This window comes from Stenotrophomonas sp. GD04145, from assembly GCF_029835135.1.
Lineage (GTDB): Bacteria > Pseudomonadota > Gammaproteobacteria > Xanthomonadales > Xanthomonadaceae > Stenotrophomonas > Stenotrophomonas maltophilia_P.
This window is the reverse complement of sequence record NZ_JAODZG010000040.1, coordinates 13,091-29,167: the sequence shown is the minus strand read 5'-3', so window position 1 is coordinate 29,167 and position 16,077 is coordinate 13,091. Positions and strand designations below refer to the sequence as shown.

Here is a 16,077-nt window from a genome sequence, read left to right as displayed (position 1 = left end):
GCCCCGCCAAACACGGCAGAAACCCAGAGCCGCCTTTGACGTTGCCGTTGCTGTTGCCGTTGCCTGCCGCAGGCAGCGCCCGCGGCCGCCGCCGCAAAGCAAACCCCTTAAATCTTCTTCGCCAGCGCCTCGGCCAGACCGGTATAGCTGCCCGGGGTCATCTCCAGCAGCCGCTGCTTCGCATCCGCCGGCAGCTCCAGCCCCTGTACGAACGCCCGCATCGACTCGGCGGTGATGCCCTGGCCGCGGGTCAGTGCCTTCAGCTGCTCGTACGGGTTCGGCAGGCCGTGGCGGCGCATCACCGTCTGCACCGCTTCGGCCAGCACTTCCCACGCCGCATCCAGGTCGGCATCCAGGCGCTGCGGATTCACCTCCAGCTTGCCCAGTCCCTTGGCCAGCGAGTCCAGCGCCACCTGGCTGTGGCCGAAGGCGGTACCCAGCGCCCGCAACACGGTGGAGTCGGTCAGGTCGCGCTGCCAGCGGCTGATCGGCAGCTTCGCGCTGAAATGCTCGAACAGCGCGTTGGCGATGCCGAAGTTGCCTTCGGCATTTTCGAAATCGATCGGGTTGACCTTGTGCGGCATGGTCGACGAGCCGACTTCGCCTTCCTTCAGGCGCTGCTTGAAGTAGCCCAGCGAGATGTAGCCCCAGATGTCGCGGGCCAGGTCGATCAGGATGATGTTGGCGCGGCGGGCGGCATCGCCGATTTCGGCGACGTTGTCGTGCGGCTCGATCTGCGTGGTGTACGGGTTGAACACCAGGCCCAGCCCGGTCACGAAGCGTTCGGCGAAGGCCGGCCAGTCCACGTCCGGGTAGCTGGCGACGTGCGCGTTGTAGTTGCCGACCGCACCGTTGATCTTGCCGGTCAGCTCGACCGCGGCGATCTGGCGGCGCTGACGCTCCAGGCGCGCCACCACGTTCGCCAGCTCCTTGCCCAGGGTGGTCGGCGAAGCGGTCTGGCCGTGCGTACGCGACAGCATCGGCTGCGCGGCCTGGGCGTGGGCCAGGCCACGCAGGGTGGCGGCGATGCCGTCGAGCGTCGGCAGCAGCACCTCGCGGCGCGCCTGCTCGAGCATCAGGCCGTAGCTGAGGTTGTTGATGTCCTCGCTGGTGCAGGCGAAATGCACGAACTCCAGTGCCGGCGCCAGCTCGGCGTCGTCCTTCAGCTGCTCCTTGATGAAGTACTCCACCGCCTTGACGTCATGGTTGGTGGTGCGCTCGATCTCCTTCACCCGGGCGGCATGGGCGGGGCTGAAACCGCTGGCCAGCGCGCGCAGACGGGCGGTGGCGGCTTCGGAGAACGCTGCAAGCTCAACGATGCCCGGCTCGGCGGCCAGCGCCAGCAGCCACTCCACCTCGACCGTGACGCGGGCCTTGATCAGGCCGTACTCGGAGAAGATCGGGCGCAGGGCATCGACCTTGCCGGCGTAGCGGCCATCGAGCGGGGACAGGGCGAGCAGGGCGGAATCGGACATGTCGGCAGGGCGGGAGCGAGCGGCGGGGCCGATATTCTACGACGCGTGGCCTTCGCATGCTTGGCAGCACCGGGCCACGCCGGGCGCAGGGAGGCTGCGCGCTGTCCTCGCCCGGCCGGGCCCGGCGCTCCCGATGGGCAACGGTGCCGCAGATGAAACGATCCGGCCCGCTTCCGTCATGCCATGCAACGGGCAAGAGAGTATCGTGATTGCCGCCGCCAGCCCGGGAAGCGACACCCTGCCAGCCGCCGCTTCCCTTTCCCCAACTGAAGTAGTGCGGAGTCGATGCAATGAGCAAAGCTGCAAGCAAGGGTGCCTCCCAGGCGTTCCGGATCGAACACGACAGCATGGGCGAGCTGCAGGTGCCTGCCGATGCCCTGTGGGGCGCGCAGACCCAGCGCGCCGTGCAGAATTTCCCGGTGTCCGGCCAGCGCATGCCGCGCGGGTTCATCCGTGCGCTGGGTCTGGTCAAGGGCGCCGCTGCCGGCGTCAATGCCGAACTGGGCCACCTGCCCAGGAACGTGGCCAAGGCGATCCAGGCCGCCGCCGCGGAAGTGGCGGCGGGCGACTGGGACGCGCATTTCCCCATCGATGTCTACCAGACCGGTTCGGGTACGTCCTCGAACATGAATGCCAACGAGGTCATCGCGACCCTGGCCAACCGCGCCGGCAAGGCCGGCAAGACCACGGTCCATCCCAACGACCACGTCAACCAGGGGCAGAGCTCCAATGACGTGATCCCGACCGCGCTGCGCGTCTCGGCGGTGCTGGCGGCGCACGAACAACTGCTGCCCGCGCTGGCGCATCTGCGCAGGACCATCGACAGGAAGGGCCGCAGCCTGCGCAAGGTGGTCAAGACCGGCCGTACCCACCTCATGGACGCCATGCCGCTGACCTTCGAGCAGGAGTTCGGCGCCTGGTCGGCACAGCTGGCATCGGCACAGGCGCGCATCGAGGACAGCCTCAAGCGCGTCCGCCGGCTGCCGCTGGGCGGCACCGCCATCGGTACCGGCATCAATGCCGATCCGCGTTTCGGCGCTCAGGTGGCCAAGGCCCTCAAGCAGCACTCGGGTTTCAAGTTCGACAGTGCCGACAACAAGTTTGAAGGCCTGGCCGCGCAGGACGATGCGGTGGAGCTGTCCGGCCAGCTCAATGCGCTGGCGGTGGCGCTGATCAAGATCGCCAACGATCTGCGCTGGATGAATGCCGGGCCGCTGGCGGGGCTGGGCGAGATCGAACTGCCGGCCCTGCAGCCGGGCAGCTCGATCATGCCGGGCAAGGTCAATCCGGTGATTCCGGAGGCGACGGTGATGGCCTGCGCGCAGGTGATCGGTCACCACACGGCGATCACGGTGGCCGGGCAGACCGGCAATTTCCAGCTCAATGTGACCCTGCCGCTGATCGCGGTGAACCTGCTCGAAGGCATCGGCCTGCTGGCCAACGTGTCGACGCTGCTGGCCGACAGCGCCATCGCAGGCCTGAAGGTGCGCGAGGATCGCGTGGCGGAGGCGCTGGCGCGCAACCCGATCCTGGTTACTGCGCTGAACCCGATCATCGGCTATGAGAAGGCCGCGGCAATCGCCAAGCGCGCCTACAAGGAACAGCGGCCGGTACTGGAGGTGGCGCTGGAGGACAGCGGCCTGGGCGAAGCGGAACTGCGGCGCCTGCTGGATCCGACGGCGCTGACCGCTGGCGGCATCCATGCGGGAGGCGGTGGCGGCGGTTGATCTGCCGAGCAGGCGTGCCGGGCCAATGAGAAACGCCGCCCTCGGGCGGCGTTTGCGTTCAGCGACGGTCGGCGACGATGTTGCCGAAGGTCTCGGTGTAGTCCTTGAACTCGGGGATGCGCTGGATCAGGTCGCCTGGAATGACGTCCATGCCCTCCGGCGGCTGGATCTTCACCGGCTGCATGTTCGGATCGGCCGGGGCGGCCACCAGCGTGTTCTGGCGCAGTACCTGCAGCTTGCCGAACATCGTCTGCAGCATCTGCTTCTGCGCGTCGTCCAGCGGAATCTGGATCTCGTCCATCTTCATCGTGCCGTCGGCCAGGATGATGATGTTCGGTGCCGGTGGACGGCGCACGGTCACCATGCCTTCGCTGACGGAGATCTTGGGCTTGCCACGCTCTGCGCGGTGGTTGCGGTAATCCTGGTCGCAGCCGGCCAGGCCCAGGCACAACAGGGCAGCCAGCAGCAGAAACAGCTTCTTCATGACGATTCGATCGGGGGCATCCGGGGTGCCCATTGTAAGCCCGGTGGCGGCAGCGGGGACCCGCTGCCGGCCGGCTGCGCTGAAGTGTCTCAGTTGGAGAAGGTGACCGAGCTGTCCTTCCCGCAGTCGTCGACGTCGCTCTGGTCCATGCTGGCGTAGGGCTTGAAGGCCGGCAGTTCGCGGGCAAGCGCCTGCTGGCTGGCCAGCATCGCCGGCAGGCGGTCGCAGATGCGCTTGGCCTGCGCTTCGATCTTGGCAGCCTCGGCGTTGATCCGCTTCTCCACGCCTTCGCTGTCACCGCTGAAGATACCCTTGAGCGCTTCACCGGCAGCGCTGGCACCGAGCTTGGCACCGGCCAGGCCGACATTCATCCCGTCCGTCGCGATGGCGACCACGTGACCGCGGTACTCCAGCAGCTGGCGGCGCTGCGCGTCGTTGGTCGGCACATCCTTGCCGCCGATCAGCAGATGTCCATCCGGCGTGATCTCCGCGCGCGGCTGATTGTCGGCGGAGATCTTGATGTTGCCCTCAGTGATCTCCCTGCGGGCCTCATCCATGGCTTCCTGGACTTTTCTGCCAACGCCGCTGGAGGTTTCGGCGACGCTCTTGCCGACACTGGTGTCGGGCGCGGAAGACGTGCCACCGCAGGCGATCAGCGGCAGGCACAGCAGGGTGGCAGGCAGCAGGCGCATCAGGTTCATGGCATTCCCCTCGAATCGGTGGGTTGGGATTTACTTGTTGCGGGGCAGGGTGACCCTGCCGCTGACGTTGCGGTGCACGACGTCGCCGCTGCCGCTGTGATCGACGGTCAGGTTGCCGCGCACGCCATCGACGTCGACGTCGCCGGAGCCATGGCTGCGCACGTGCACATCGCCGCCGATGTCACCCAGGTCGATGCCCCCCGAGCCCACCACGCCGATCTGGACGCTGCCCTGCACACGCTTGAAGTCGACGTCGCCCGATCCGACCGTGTCCAGGCGTGCGTTGCCACGCACGTCGCTGATCGTGAGGTCGCCGGAGCCGACCGTGCCGACGATCGCGTCGCCCCCGATGTTGCGCGCCTTGACGTCACCCGAGCCGAGCGACAGCAGGTTCAGTGCGCTGCCACCGTCGATCTCCAGGTCGCCGGAGCCGACGGAGGCATGGATGGTGCCGCGGGTGCCGCGCGCAACGGCGTCGCCGGAGCCGACATCCACACTCAGTGACTGCGCGTTGTCGATGCTGGCATCGCCGGAGCCGACCTTGAACTGCAGCGGCAGGTTGTCCGGCACGCTGCCGCGGATGTCCAGCCAGGCGTAGAAGTTGCCCAGGTTCAGGCCGGCACGGCTTGCGCGGCGCAGGCTGACCACCAGCTTGTCGCCTTCCCGGCGCTGGTCCAGCACCAGCTGGTCCAGCAGATCCTGGCTGGACGCGCAGGCACGGCCGTCGAGCTGACCGCCTCCACTGCGGGCGGTCACCTTCAGATCGAACTGGTTCACCTCGAACACCACCGCCTTGGCACCGGCCGCGTCCAGCTTCAACGTGCGTGCAGCGGTGAACTTGCAGTTGGGTGCATCGGCGGCCAGGGCCGACAGCGGCATCAGCAACAACGCGGTACAGGCGAGCAGGGAACGCATGGGTGGTGGCTCCGGTAAGGGGTCAGATTTCGCCGGCGCGGCGGCGCAGGCGGATGGCAAGGAAGATGAAAAGCGCGCCGAACGCAGCGCCGATCCACAGTCCCGGCATCGCCAGCGACTTCAGCTGCGCGACCGGGCCCATCAGCGCGGTGACCGATTCCAGGTCCGCACGCGAGTCCTGCAGGCCGGTGCGGTAGATCAGGTCCATGCCGGGCACGCCACTGAGCAGCAGGCGACCGACGACGTTCTGCCAGAACCAGCCGCTGGTGAGCCCGAACAGGGTCATGACCTTGGTGGTGGAGACGATGATCCCGGCGAACAGCGGCAGCATCACCGCCCACAGGAACGGCTTGGACTTGGCCCAGGCCGAGCACAGCAGCAGCCAGCCGGCGGTCGGCAGCGCCCACAGGACGTAGACCGGAATCCAGGACAGGTGGCCGGCGGCCAGGGTCAGCGGGCTGGCCGGTCCCCAGATCAGGTTCATCGGGCTGCCACCGTGCAGCGCGGCCACCAGGCTGATGATGGCGAGGAAGCCGAACATGGTCAGGATGCCCGCGACCACTGCGATCAGCGGGGCGATCACCAGCGCGCTGATCACCTTGGAAAGCACGGTCTGGGTATCGGACAGTGGCAGCGATTTCCAGAACAGGATGCTGCGGTCGCGGCGATCGTCATACAGCGCGCCAAGGCAGTAGAAGAACATCACGAACGCCAGCACCAGGAATGGCCAGGCCGAACTGAGCACCAGGGTCAGGTCGAGGCCGTTGCCTAGGTCGGCCATGTCCTTGGCACTGATGTTGCGGGTCAGCAGCGCCAGGTCCAGGCCGTTGATGTTCACGTCCTCGCCATCCATGTGCAGATTGCCGTCGCGCGCAGCCCGATGCAGGGCGAACAGGCCGAAGGCGATGCCCACACCGCTCATCAGCAGCGACACCACGCCGGCAATCAGCGGCGCATAGAGGAACCCGCCACGGTTCTCCCAGTATTCACGCTTGAGCAGCCAGCGCAGCGTGCCGGCGGGGCCGACGGGATGATTGACGGCGTTCATGCGTAGGTCCCCTTCATGACAGCGACGAACAGATCAGCCAGGCCCGGGCTGCGGGTCTCGCCGAGGGAGGTGAGCTGGTCACGCGGCACGCCGTCATACAGCAGCACGGTCTTGCCGAAGGCCAGGGCGCGCTCGTCGATCGGCTTGAGCGCACGCGCGGTATCGAGCTGCTCGGCGTTGACCAGCAGCTCGGTGTAGCGTTGGCCGACATCGTCCATCTCTGCGTCGAGCACGATGCGGCCGTCGCGGATGAACATGACGTCGCTGAGGATATGCTCGATCTCTTCGACCTGGTGGGTGGTGACGATGATCGTCTTCTGCTCGTCGAAGTAGTCCTCCAGCAGGCGCTGGTAGAACTCCTTGCGGTACAGGATGTCCAGGCCCAGGGTCGGCTCGTCGAGCACCAGCACGCGGGCGTCGATGGCCATCACCAGGGCCAGGTGCAGCTGCACGATCATGCCTTTGGACAGTTCGCGCACGCGCTGCTTCGGCTGCAGCTTGGTGTTGGCCAGGAAGCGCTCGCAGCGGGCGCGATCGAAGCGTGGATGCACGCCGGCGACGAAGTCGATGGCCTCGCGCACCTTCAGCCAGCGGGGCAGCACCGCGACGTCGGCGATGAAGCAGATGTCCTTCATCAGCTCATCCCGATGCAGGCGCGGGTCGCGGCCGAGCACGCTGAGGTCGCCTTCCACCGTGGTCAGGCCGAGGATGGCCTTCAACGCGGTGGTCTTGCCGGCACCGTTGGGTCCGATCAGGCCGATGATCCGGCCCGCCGGGATGGTGAAGCTGGCATTGTCGAGCGCGACGGTGCTCTTGTAGGCCTTGCGCAGGCCGCGGGCGGTGATGACCGCGTCGCTTGCAGCGGTACTGGTGAGGCTGGCATTCATCAGACTTTCCCCTGGGTCAGCAATTCGTCGAGGCTCAGCCCCAGGCGCTGGATGCGCTCCAGGACGGCCGGCCATTCTTCATTGAGGAAGCGCTCGCGCTCGCTGCTACGCAGCTGCGTGGCCGCCTGCTCGGTCATGAACATGCCCAGGCCCCGGCGCTTCTCGACCAGGCCTTCGTCAGCCAGTTCCTGGTAGGCGCGCGAAACGGTGATGGGGTTGAGCTGGTAGTCGGCGGCCACCTGGCGCACCGAAGGCAGGGCATCGCCCGGCTTGAGGATTCCGTCGAGCATCATGGCGATCACGCGCTCCTTCAGCTGGCGGTAGATGGGAGCGCCGTCGCTCCACTGGATGTCGCTCATGGTCAGCTCCGTGGGGTCAGCGGCTGTGCGAACGAGAAATACGGCATGGACAGGGAGCTGTGCAGCCGACGCGGGGGGGAGGGTGAAGCTTCCGGCGTCCCGGCCGTGGGAGTGGGCGCGTCCTGCGGGGTATCGGACAGAGAGGGGGCGGTGGGCGCGCGTGGCGAGGCCAGCCACGCCATCACCAGCAGGGTCGAAACGGCGGTGATCGCGGGAGCGGTGACGTTGCGATGCATCCGGGTGTTCATGGCATACCCCCCTGTCTCAGGTGACTGGTGTTGTATGCAACTATAACACCGGCACGCCGACGTGCAACCCCCGACATGACCCAACTGATGGCAGGGGGTGTCATGGCACAGACGAAATCCCGCAATTCATTGATTTTACTGCTAAATGATGCTTGGTGGGTGCGGGGCCATTGCGTCATTTCCATTCAGCTGCGTCGATGCTATGTCAAGCAACGGGCAGCGTCTTGCCCCGTGGGCGTTGTCGCCAATCCGCGCAAAGCGCCGGGGCGGTCGCGCGGCCGGGTGCCCCCGGGGCCGGTGCTATAGTTCGGCCGATTCCCGGCCGCTCCCGGCCGGGCCCTGTGAATGGCCACCGCGGACCGCTCCGATGCCCCTGCCGACCGTCTTCCCGCGCCGCCTGCGCGGTCTTTCCCTGCTGACCCTGCTGGCCGGGCTGGCCCTTCCCGGCCTCACCCTGGCCGCCGATCTGCTGGATGTGGACTACCGGCCCCTGGCCGGCAAGCAGCAGGTCAACCTGCAGCAGCGCTATCACGGCCAGGTGCTGCTGGTGGTCAATACCGCCAGCAAGTGCGGGTACACGCCGCAGTACGAAGGCCTGGAAGCGCTGCAGCAGCGCTATGCACGCCGCGGGTTCGCGGTCCTCGGCTTCCCGTCCAACGATTTCAAGGGCCAGGAACCCGGTGACGAAGCGCAGATCCAGGAATTCTGCACGCTGACCTATGGCGTGAAGTTCCCGATGTTCGAGAAGGTCCACGTGGTCGGTGCGCAGGCCACCCCGCTGTACCAGCGCCTGACCGCGGCAACCGGCGTGGCGCCGGGCTGGAACTTCCACAAGTACCTGGTCGGCCGCGACGGCAGGGTCATCGCCCAGTTCGCCAGCAAGGTCACGCCGGATGATCCGCAGCTGATCGCGGCCATCGACAAGGCACTGGCCGCGCCCGCCGCCACGCGTTGATATCCGGCACGGATGCCTCGACATCGACGGCATGCGTGCGACAATGCTTCTTTTCGCGCCGACGTCGGCGCCCAGTCACTTCCAGGAATGCAGCGAATGAAGATGGGAATGCGCGGCGCAGCGGCGTCGGTTCTGATTCTGGCGATGGGCACTTCGGGTGTCGCTCTGTCGCAACAACCGGCGGCCCCCGCAGCCGCCAAGGAGACCGCAACCTTGAATTCCCCCAAGCAGAAGCTCGGTTACGCCATCGGCCTGGATGTCGCCAAGTCGTTCACCCCGATCGCCGATGAAATCGACGTCGCTGCCCTGCGCACGGCCGTGGAACGTTCGTTCGAAGGCCTGCAGCCGCAGATCACCCAGGAGCAGGCCAAGGCCACCGATGCCGCCCTGCGCCAGGTCGTGATGGCCCGCAGCGGCCAGCAGGTGCCGGGCGTTGCGCCGGGCTCGCAGCCGCCGAAGGTCGATCGGGTGAAGGTCGCACAGATGATCGGTTCCTACTCGGTGGGTCCGTCGCTGGCACAGCTGAAGGACGACATTGACGTTGCGTCGCTGTTTGACGCAATCAGCACTGGCCTGAGCAAGGGCCAGCCGAAGATGACCGAGGCTGACGCCACGGCCACCATCCAGGCGTTCATGGGCACCAAGCAGGCCGAAATGCAGGCCAAGGCCGCCCAGGCTGCACAGACCAACCGTCAGGAAGGCAACGCATTCCTGGCCAAGAACAAGACCCAGCCGGGCGTGGTGACCACGGCCTCGGGGCTGCAGTACCAGGTGATCCGCCCGGGCAGCGGCGAGCGTCCGCTGCCGACCAGCAAGGTGCGCGTGAACTACGAAGGCAAGCTGCTCGACGGCACCGTCTTTGACAGCTCCGCCAGCCGTGGCCCGGCCGAGTTCGGCCTGGACCAGGTGATCAAGGGCTGGACCGAAGGCGTCGCGCTGATGCCGGTCGGTTCCAAGTACCGCTTCTGGATCCCGGGCGAGCTGGCCTATGGTGAGAACGGCACCCCGGGCGGCCCGATCGGTCCGAACGCCACGCTGACCTTCGACGTCGAACTGCTGGGCGTCCTGCCGTAAGCCACCACGGAGCCTGCACGGACATGCGCGTTGCGATTTTCGGTACCGGTTACGTCGGCCTGGTGACGGGCACCTGCCTGGCCGATGTCGGCCACCAGGTGATCTGCGTCGATATCGACCAGGGCAAGGTCGATGGCCTGAACCAGGGCATCATCCCGATCTATGAGCCGGGCCTGGAGCCGATGGTGAAGGCCAACCACGCTGCGGCGCGGCTGGCGTTCACCACTGATGCGGCCGCGGCGATCGCGCATGGCCAGGTGGTGTTCATCGCCGTGGGCACGCCGCCGGACGAGGATGGCAGCGCCGACCTGCAGTACGTGCTGGCCGTGGCCCGCACCATCGGCCGGCACATGAGCGTGCCGACCGTGGTGGTCAACAAGTCGACGGTGCCGGTCGGCACCGCCGACAAGGTCCGTGCAGCGATCACCGACGAACTCGCGGCGCGCGGCGCCGACATCGCCTTCGATGTGGTCTCCAACCCGGAGTTCCTGAAGGAAGGCGACGCGGTCGCCGACTGCATGCGACCGGACCGCATCATCATCGGTGCCACCAGCGACGAGTCGGTGGCGGTGATGCGTCGCCTGTATGCACCGTTCAACCGCAACCACGACCGCGTGGTGGAGATGGACGTACGCTCGGCCGAGCTGACCAAGTACGCCGCCAACGCGATGCTGGCGACCAAGATTTCGTTCATGAACGAGATTGCCAACATTGCCGAGCGTGTCGGCGCCGACGTCGAGCAGGTCCGCCAGGGGATCGGCTCGGACCCGCGCATCGGCTGGCATTTCATCTATCCGGGCGCCGGTTACGGTGGCTCGTGTTTCCCCAAGGATGTGCAGGCGCTGGCCCGCACCGCCCAGCAGAGCGGCCTGGAGCCGAAGCTGCTGAACGCGGTGGAAGCGGTCAACGATGCGCAGAAGGGCCACCTGTTCGCCCTGGTCCAGCGCCACTATGACAAGGGCGAGGACGAGGGCGTGCGCGGCAGGACGTTCGCCGTGTGGGGGCTGGCCTTCAAGCCGAATACCGACGACATGCGCGAGGCCTCCAGCCGCCGCCTGCTGGCGCAGCTGTGGGAGGGTGGGGCGACCGTACGTGCGTTCGACCCCGAAGCCATGCACGAAGCGCAGCGCATCTTCGGTGAGCGCGATGATCTGGTGTTCTGTGACAGCGCCGATGACGCGCTGCAGGGCGCCGATGCGTTGATCGTGGTGACCGAATGGAAGCAGTTCCGCAGCCCTGATTTTTCGATGCTGCGCGAACGGCTGAAGGACGCGGTCGTGTTCGACGGCCGCAACCTGTACGACCCCGCCGAGGTCGAAGCGGCGGGCCTGGCGTACTACGGCATCGGCCGGGGGCGTTCACTGCATGTCTGAGCTGCCGACCGAACGCGAGCAGGCGCTGGAAGCGCGCCTGGTCGAGCTGGAGATGCGTGTGTCCTTCCAGGAACACGCGCTGGCCGAACTGAGCGACGCACTGGCCGATGCCCGGATGCAGGGCACCCGCAACGCCGATGTGCTGCGCGTGCTGCTGGAAGACCTGGGCAAGGTCCGCAACGCACTGAATTCCTCCGATCCGGCGAGCGAACCGCCGCCGCCGCACTACTGATCCATACCCTTATCTATGAGCGATACCCTCCGCGACCAGTTGCTGGGCCTGGGCTTCAAGCCCGCGCCCAAGCCCGAGCGCAAGAATGATGGCCCCCGCCGTGATGGCCGCCCGCAGGGCAAGGGCGGCAACGGCAATGGAAAGCCGCAGGGCGCAGGCAAAGGCGAGCACACGCCCGGTGAGCGTCGCCGTCCCGGCGGTGCGCCGGGCAAGCCGGGGCAGCACCGTGGACAGGGCCCGCAGAGCCCACGCAGGCCACGCAGTGCCGAGGAGATGGATCTGGCCAAGGCCTATGCCATCCGTGCCCAGAAGGAGAAGGAAGAGCGCATCGAAGCCGAGCGCCTGAAGCAGGAGGAAGCGCGCCAGCGCCGCGAGGCGAAGGCGAAGCTGGAAGAACTGCTGAAGGACAAGGGCCTGAATGACGAGGCGGCCGACATCGCGCGGCACTTCCCGTATGGCGGCAAGATCAAGCGGATCTATGTCACCGCGGCACAGCTGACCGCGCTCAATGCCGGCGAGCTGGGCGTGGTGCAGCTCAATGGCCGCTATCTGCTGGTCACCGCCGAGGTGCTGAACCAGGCCGAAGCCGTGTTCGCGGCCTCGGTGGCGCTGAAGGTCGATCCGGATGCCCCGGCCGAGGACGATCCCTACGCCGATCCGCAGTACCAGGTGCCGGATGACCTGGTCTGGTAAGCCTGCACCGCAGTGATCGGCAACGCCGGGCAATGCCCGGCGTTGCTGTTTCTGCGCGGTCTATTCGGGATCGTAGTCGAGGTTGGATGCGAGCCAGCGCTCGGCCTGGGCGCGATCCACGCCTTTGCGCCGCGCGTAGTCGCCCACCTGTTCGCGGCTGAGGCGGCCGACCACGAAGTACTGGCTCTGTGGATGGCTGAAGTAGTAGCCGGAGACGGCCGCGGTGGGCAGCATCGCGAAGCTCTCGGTCAGCGTCATGCCCGCGTTGGCTTCCGCCTGCAGCAGATCGAACAGGCGGCGCTTCTCGCTGTGCTCCGGGCACGCTGGATAGCCGGGGGCGGGCCGGATGCCGCGATACTTCTCGTCGATCAGCGCATCGTTGTCCAGCGCTTCGGTGCGGTCATAGCCCCAGAACTCGGTGCGCACCCGCTGGTGCAGGCGTTCGGCCAGTGCTTCGGCGAAGCGGTCGGCCAGGGCCTTGAGCAGGATCGCGTTGTAATCGTCGTGCTCGGCTTCAAAGCGCGCGACATGGACATCGATGCCGATACCGGCGGTGACCGCGAACGCACCGATCCAGTCCTGTCGCCCGCTGTCGGCCGGTGCGATGAAATCGGCCAGGCAGAAGTCGGGGCGCTCGGCCGGCTTGTCGACCTGCTGGCGAAGGAAGTGCAGGGTGGTCTCGCCCTGTGGATGCTGCACGCGGACATCGTCACCGACACTGTTGGCCGGCCACAGGCCAAACACCGCCTTGGCGGTCAGCCACTTCTCCGCGACGATGCACGCCAGCATCGCCCGGGCGTCGCGGTACAGCTCGCTGGCCTGGGCGCCGACGATCTCGTCAGTGAGGATGGCCGGAAACTTGCCAGCCAGTTCCCAGGCCTGGAAGAACGGCGTCCAGTCGATGTAATCGACCAGTTCTGACAGGGGATAGTCTTCGAACACATGCAGGCCGGGCTGGTTCGGAACCGGGGGCACATAACTGTCCCAGCCGCCCTGGAATTTCTGGCCGCGCGCGTGCTCCAGCGAGACCAGCCGCTTGGCATCGCCACGGTTGCGGTGACGGGCGCGGATCTCGGCGTAGTCGGCTTCATTGGCAGCAACGAAGCCCGCGCGCAGGTCGCGCGAGATCAGCGACTGGGCCACGCCCACCGCGCGCGAGGCATCCTTCACCCACACCGTAGGGGCATGGTAGTGCGGGTCGATCTTCAACGCCGTGTGCGCGCGCGAGGTGGTGGCGCCGCCGATCAGCAATGGCAGGTCGAATCCCTGGCGCTGCATCTCGCGGGCGACATGGCTCATTTCCTCCAGTGACGGCGTGATCAGCCCGGACAGGCCGATCAGGTCGGCCTTGTGCTCGCGGGCCGCATCGAGAATCTTCTGCGCCGGCACCATCACGCCCAGATCGACTACCTCGAAGTTGTTGCAGGCAAGGACCACGCCGACGATGTTCTTGCCGATGTCGTGCACATCGCCTTTCACGGTGGCCATGATGATGCGGCCGTTGCTCTTGGCGGTGTCACCGCTGCGGGCCTTCTCCGCCTCGATATAGGGCAGCAGGTAGGCCACCGCCTTTTTCATCACGCGGGCCGACTTCACCACCTGCGGCAGGAACATCTTGCCGGCACCGAACAGGTCGCCGACGACGTTCATGCCATCCATCAACGGCCCTTCGATCACGTCCAGTGGACGGCTGGAGGCCTGCCGTGCCAGCTCGGTGTCCTCTTCCACGAACGCATCCAGCCCGTGCACCAGGGCGTGGGCCAGGCGCTGCTCGACCGGCTTGGCGCGCCAGGCCATGTCTTCGCTTTTCACCTTGCCCTTGCTGCCCTTGTAGCGTTCGGCAATCTCCAGCAGGCGCTCGGTGGCGTCGGGGCGGCGGTTGAGGATCACGTCCTCCACGCGCTCGCGCAGGTCCGGCTCCAGTTCGTCATAGATCGGCATGGCACCGGCGTTGACGATGCCCATGTCCATGCCGGCGGCGATGGCGTGGTACAGGAAGACCGAATGGATCGCCTGGCGCACCGTTTCGTTGCCACGGAACGAGAACGACACGTTGGAAACGCCGCCGGAGACGTGGCAGTGCGGCAGGGTCTGCTTGATGATGCGCGTGGCTTCGATGAAGTCCACCGCGTAGTTGTCGTGCTCCTCGATGCCGGTGGCGACAGCGAAGATGTTCGGGTCGAAGATGATGTCCTGTGGCGGGAAGCCGATCTCATCGACCAGAATGCGGTAGGCGCGCGTACAGATCTCGACCTTGCGCGCACAGGTGTCGGCCTGGCCGCTTTCGTCGAACGCCATCACCACCGCTGCCGCGCCGTAACGCAGCACCTTGCGCGCGTGTTCGCGGAACAGGGCCTCGCCTTCCTTCAGCGAGATCGAATTGACCACGCTCTTGCCCTGCAGGCATTTCAGGCCGGCTTCGATCACGCTCCATTTGGACGAGTCGACCATCACCGGAATGCGGGCGATGTCGGGCTCGGACATGATCAGGTTGAGGTAGCGGGTCATCGCCGCCTCGGAGTCGATCAGGCCCTCGTCCATGTTGACGTCGAGGATCTGCGCGCCACTGGCCACTTGTTGCCGGGCCACGTCCACGGCCTCCTCGTAGCGGCCTTCCTTGATCAGCTTGCGGAACTGCGCGCTGCCGGTGACGTTGGTGCGCTCGCCGACGTTGACGAACAGCAGGTCCGGGGTGATGACCAGCGGTTCCAGGCCGGACAGGCGGGTGGGGCGGACAGGCGTCATGGCAGGCAGTGGCTCAGCAACGGCAGGGCGGGAAGTGCGGAACGGTGGCGGCGACGTTCATGCCGCCTGGTCCTGGCGGTCCGGCAGGACACGCGGTGGCAGGCCGGCCACCGCCTGGGCGATGGCACGGATGTGGTCGGGGGTGGACCCGCAGCAGCCGCCGACCAGGTTGAGCAGGCCATCGCGGGCGAAACCGCGCAGGGTCGCCGCCATTTCTTCGGGGGTCTCGTCATACTCGCCGAAGGCATTGGGCAGGCCGGCATTGGGATGCGCGCTGACATGGCAGTCGGCAACCTGCGACAGCGTTTCGACATGCGGGCGCATCGCATCGGCACCCAGCGCGCAGTTCAGGCCGATCGACAGGGGCCGCGCGTGTGCCAGCGAGGCGTGGAAGGCTTCGGCGGTCTGGCCGGACAGGGTGCGGCCGGAGGCATCGGTGATCGTGCCGGAGATCATCACCGGCAGGCGCGCACCGCGCGCATCGAAGGCTTCCTCCACCGCATACAGCGCCGCCTTGGCGTTGAGCGTGTCGAAGATGGTTTCGACCATGAGGGTGTCCGCGCCGCCGTCGATCAGGCCATCGATGGCTTCGCGGTAGGTGTCGCGCAGCTCATCGAAACTGGTGTTGCGGAAGCCCGGATCGTTGACGTCGGGACTGATCGATGCGGTGCGGCTGGTGGGGCCAAGCACGCCGATCACGAAGCGCGGCTTGGCGGGCGTGGTGGCTTCAACGGCATCGCAGCAGGCGCGGGCCACGGCGGCGCCGGCCTTGTTCAGTTCGTACACCAGATGCTCGAGGTGGTAGTCGGCCTGGCTGACCGAGGTGGCGTTGAAGGTATTGGTTTCCACCAGGTCCGCGCCGGCTTCCAGGTAGGCGGTGTGGATGTCGGCGATGACCTGCGGCCGGGTGAGCAGCAGCAGGTCGTTGTTGCCCTTCAGATCGTGGCCCTGCGGCGCGGCGTGGTCGCAGCCCGGCCCGTGCAGGTGATCGTAGCCATCGGCGAAACGCTCACCGCGGTAGTCGCCTTCCTGCAGGCCATGGCGCTGGATCATCGTGCCCATCGCTCCGTCGATGATCAGGATCCGCTCGCGCAGCGCGCCCAGCAGGGCATTGGCACGTTCGGGGTGCAACCAGGGCAGGACGGGCATGATGATTCCGGA

General features: G+C 66.8%; 16 protein-coding genes. 6 read left to right on the top strand and 10 right to left on the bottom strand.

Annotated features, from left to right (window positions below; all coding sequences use genetic code 11):
* Positions 1-107: 107 nt before the first annotated feature.
* Positions 108-1,475 carry an adenylosuccinate lyase gene (gene purB / locus N7367_RS15675; RefSeq protein ID WP_128987758.1) on the bottom strand — a complete coding sequence of 456 codons (1,368 nt, stop codon included), beginning with the start codon at positions 1,473-1,475 and terminating at the stop codon, positions 108-110.
* Between the two features lie 290 nt (positions 1,476-1,765).
* Here purB and N7367_RS15670 point away from each other — a divergent pair, with 290 nt between their 5' ends.
* The gene (locus tag N7367_RS15670; protein ID WP_279942738.1) at positions 1,766-3,202 is read left to right on the top strand and encodes a class II fumarate hydratase; all 1,437 of its coding nucleotides are present in this window, start codon (positions 1,766-1,768) and stop codon (positions 3,200-3,202) included.
* A 58-nt stretch (positions 3,203-3,260) separates the two neighbouring features.
* Here the strand turns inward: N7367_RS15670 and N7367_RS15665 are convergent, their stop codons facing one another.
* The 7 genes from N7367_RS15665 to N7367_RS15635 all read right to left on the bottom strand — a co-directional run bounded on the left by N7367_RS15665 (position 3,261) and on the right by N7367_RS15635 (position 7,844).
* Positions 3,261-3,686, bottom strand: coding sequence for a hypothetical protein (locus tag N7367_RS15665; RefSeq protein WP_074899293.1), 426 nt, complete (start codon positions 3,684-3,686; stop codon positions 3,261-3,263).
* 89 nt (positions 3,687-3,775) lie between these two features.
* Complete coding sequence (locus N7367_RS15660; RefSeq protein WP_053515384.1) at positions 3,776-4,387, bottom strand: hypothetical protein; 612 nt, start codon at positions 4,385-4,387, stop codon at positions 3,776-3,778.
* A 30-nt stretch (positions 4,388-4,417) separates the two neighbouring features.
* Positions 4,418-5,302 carry a DUF2807 domain-containing protein gene (locus N7367_RS15655; RefSeq protein WP_053515386.1) on the bottom strand — a complete coding sequence of 295 codons (885 nt, stop codon included), beginning with the start codon at positions 5,300-5,302 and terminating at the stop codon, positions 4,418-4,420.
* Between the two features lie 22 nt (positions 5,303-5,324).
* Positions 5,325-6,350: an ABC-2 transporter permease gene (locus tag N7367_RS15650; RefSeq protein WP_279942736.1), complete on the bottom strand. Its 1,026-nt coding sequence runs from the start codon at positions 6,348-6,350 to the stop codon at positions 5,325-5,327.
* Positions 6,347-7,237 carry an ABC transporter ATP-binding protein gene (locus tag N7367_RS15645; protein ID WP_065176059.1) on the bottom strand — a complete coding sequence of 297 codons (891 nt, stop codon included), beginning with the start codon at positions 7,235-7,237 and terminating at the stop codon, positions 6,347-6,349. Before N7367_RS15645 ends, N7367_RS15650 begins: the two co-directional genes overlap by 4 nt.
* Positions 7,237-7,596 (bottom strand): GntR family transcriptional regulator, encoded by a 360-nt coding sequence (locus N7367_RS15640; protein WP_053515392.1) that lies wholly within the window; start codon positions 7,594-7,596, stop codon positions 7,237-7,239. The genes N7367_RS15645 and N7367_RS15640 overlap by 1 nt, the downstream gene beginning before the upstream one ends.
* Before the next feature lie 2 nt (positions 7,597-7,598).
* Positions 7,599-7,844, bottom strand: coding sequence for a hypothetical protein (locus N7367_RS15635; protein WP_065176058.1), 246 nt, complete (start codon positions 7,842-7,844; stop codon positions 7,599-7,601).
* 367 nt (positions 7,845-8,211) lie between these two features.
* On the opposite strand from N7367_RS15635, the gene N7367_RS15630 reads away from it, so the two are divergent.
* From N7367_RS15630 to N7367_RS15610, 5 genes are all read left to right on the top strand, one after another.
* Entirely contained in the window at positions 8,212-8,799 is a 588-nt protein-coding gene (locus N7367_RS15630) for a glutathione peroxidase (RefSeq protein WP_053515396.1), read from the top strand.
* Positions 8,800-8,895: 96 nt separating this feature from the next.
* A complete protein-coding gene (locus N7367_RS15625) occupies positions 8,896-9,873 on the top strand; it encodes an FKBP-type peptidyl-prolyl cis-trans isomerase (protein ID WP_065182910.1) in 978 nt (325 codons plus the stop codon).
* A 23-nt stretch (positions 9,874-9,896) separates the two neighbouring features.
* Positions 9,897-11,246, top strand: coding sequence for a UDP-glucose/GDP-mannose dehydrogenase family protein (locus N7367_RS15620; protein ID WP_053515400.1), 1,350 nt, complete (start codon positions 9,897-9,899; stop codon positions 11,244-11,246).
* The gene (locus tag N7367_RS15615) at positions 11,239-11,478 is read left to right on the top strand and encodes a SlyX family protein (protein WP_053515402.1); all 240 of its coding nucleotides are present in this window, start codon (positions 11,239-11,241) and stop codon (positions 11,476-11,478) included. The genes N7367_RS15620 and N7367_RS15615 overlap by 8 nt, the downstream gene beginning before the upstream one ends.
* Before the next feature lie 15 nt (positions 11,479-11,493).
* Positions 11,494-12,171, top strand: a complete 678-nt coding sequence (locus N7367_RS15610) for a DUF2058 family protein (protein ID WP_279942735.1) — start codon at positions 11,494-11,496, stop codon at positions 12,169-12,171.
* Positions 12,172-12,231: 60 nt separating this feature from the next.
* On the opposite strand, the gene metH is transcribed toward N7367_RS15610, so the two are convergent.
* Together metH and N7367_RS15600 are read right to left on the bottom strand one after the other, a co-directional pair.
* Positions 12,232-14,916, bottom strand: a complete 2,685-nt coding sequence (gene metH, locus N7367_RS15605; protein WP_279942734.1) for a methionine synthase — start codon at positions 14,914-14,916, stop codon at positions 12,232-12,234.
* Between the two features lie 57 nt (positions 14,917-14,973).
* Positions 14,974-16,065, bottom strand: a complete 1,092-nt coding sequence (locus tag N7367_RS15600; protein WP_279942733.1) for a homocysteine S-methyltransferase family protein — start codon at positions 16,063-16,065, stop codon at positions 14,974-14,976.
* Positions 16,066-16,077 lie beyond the last annotated feature (12 nt).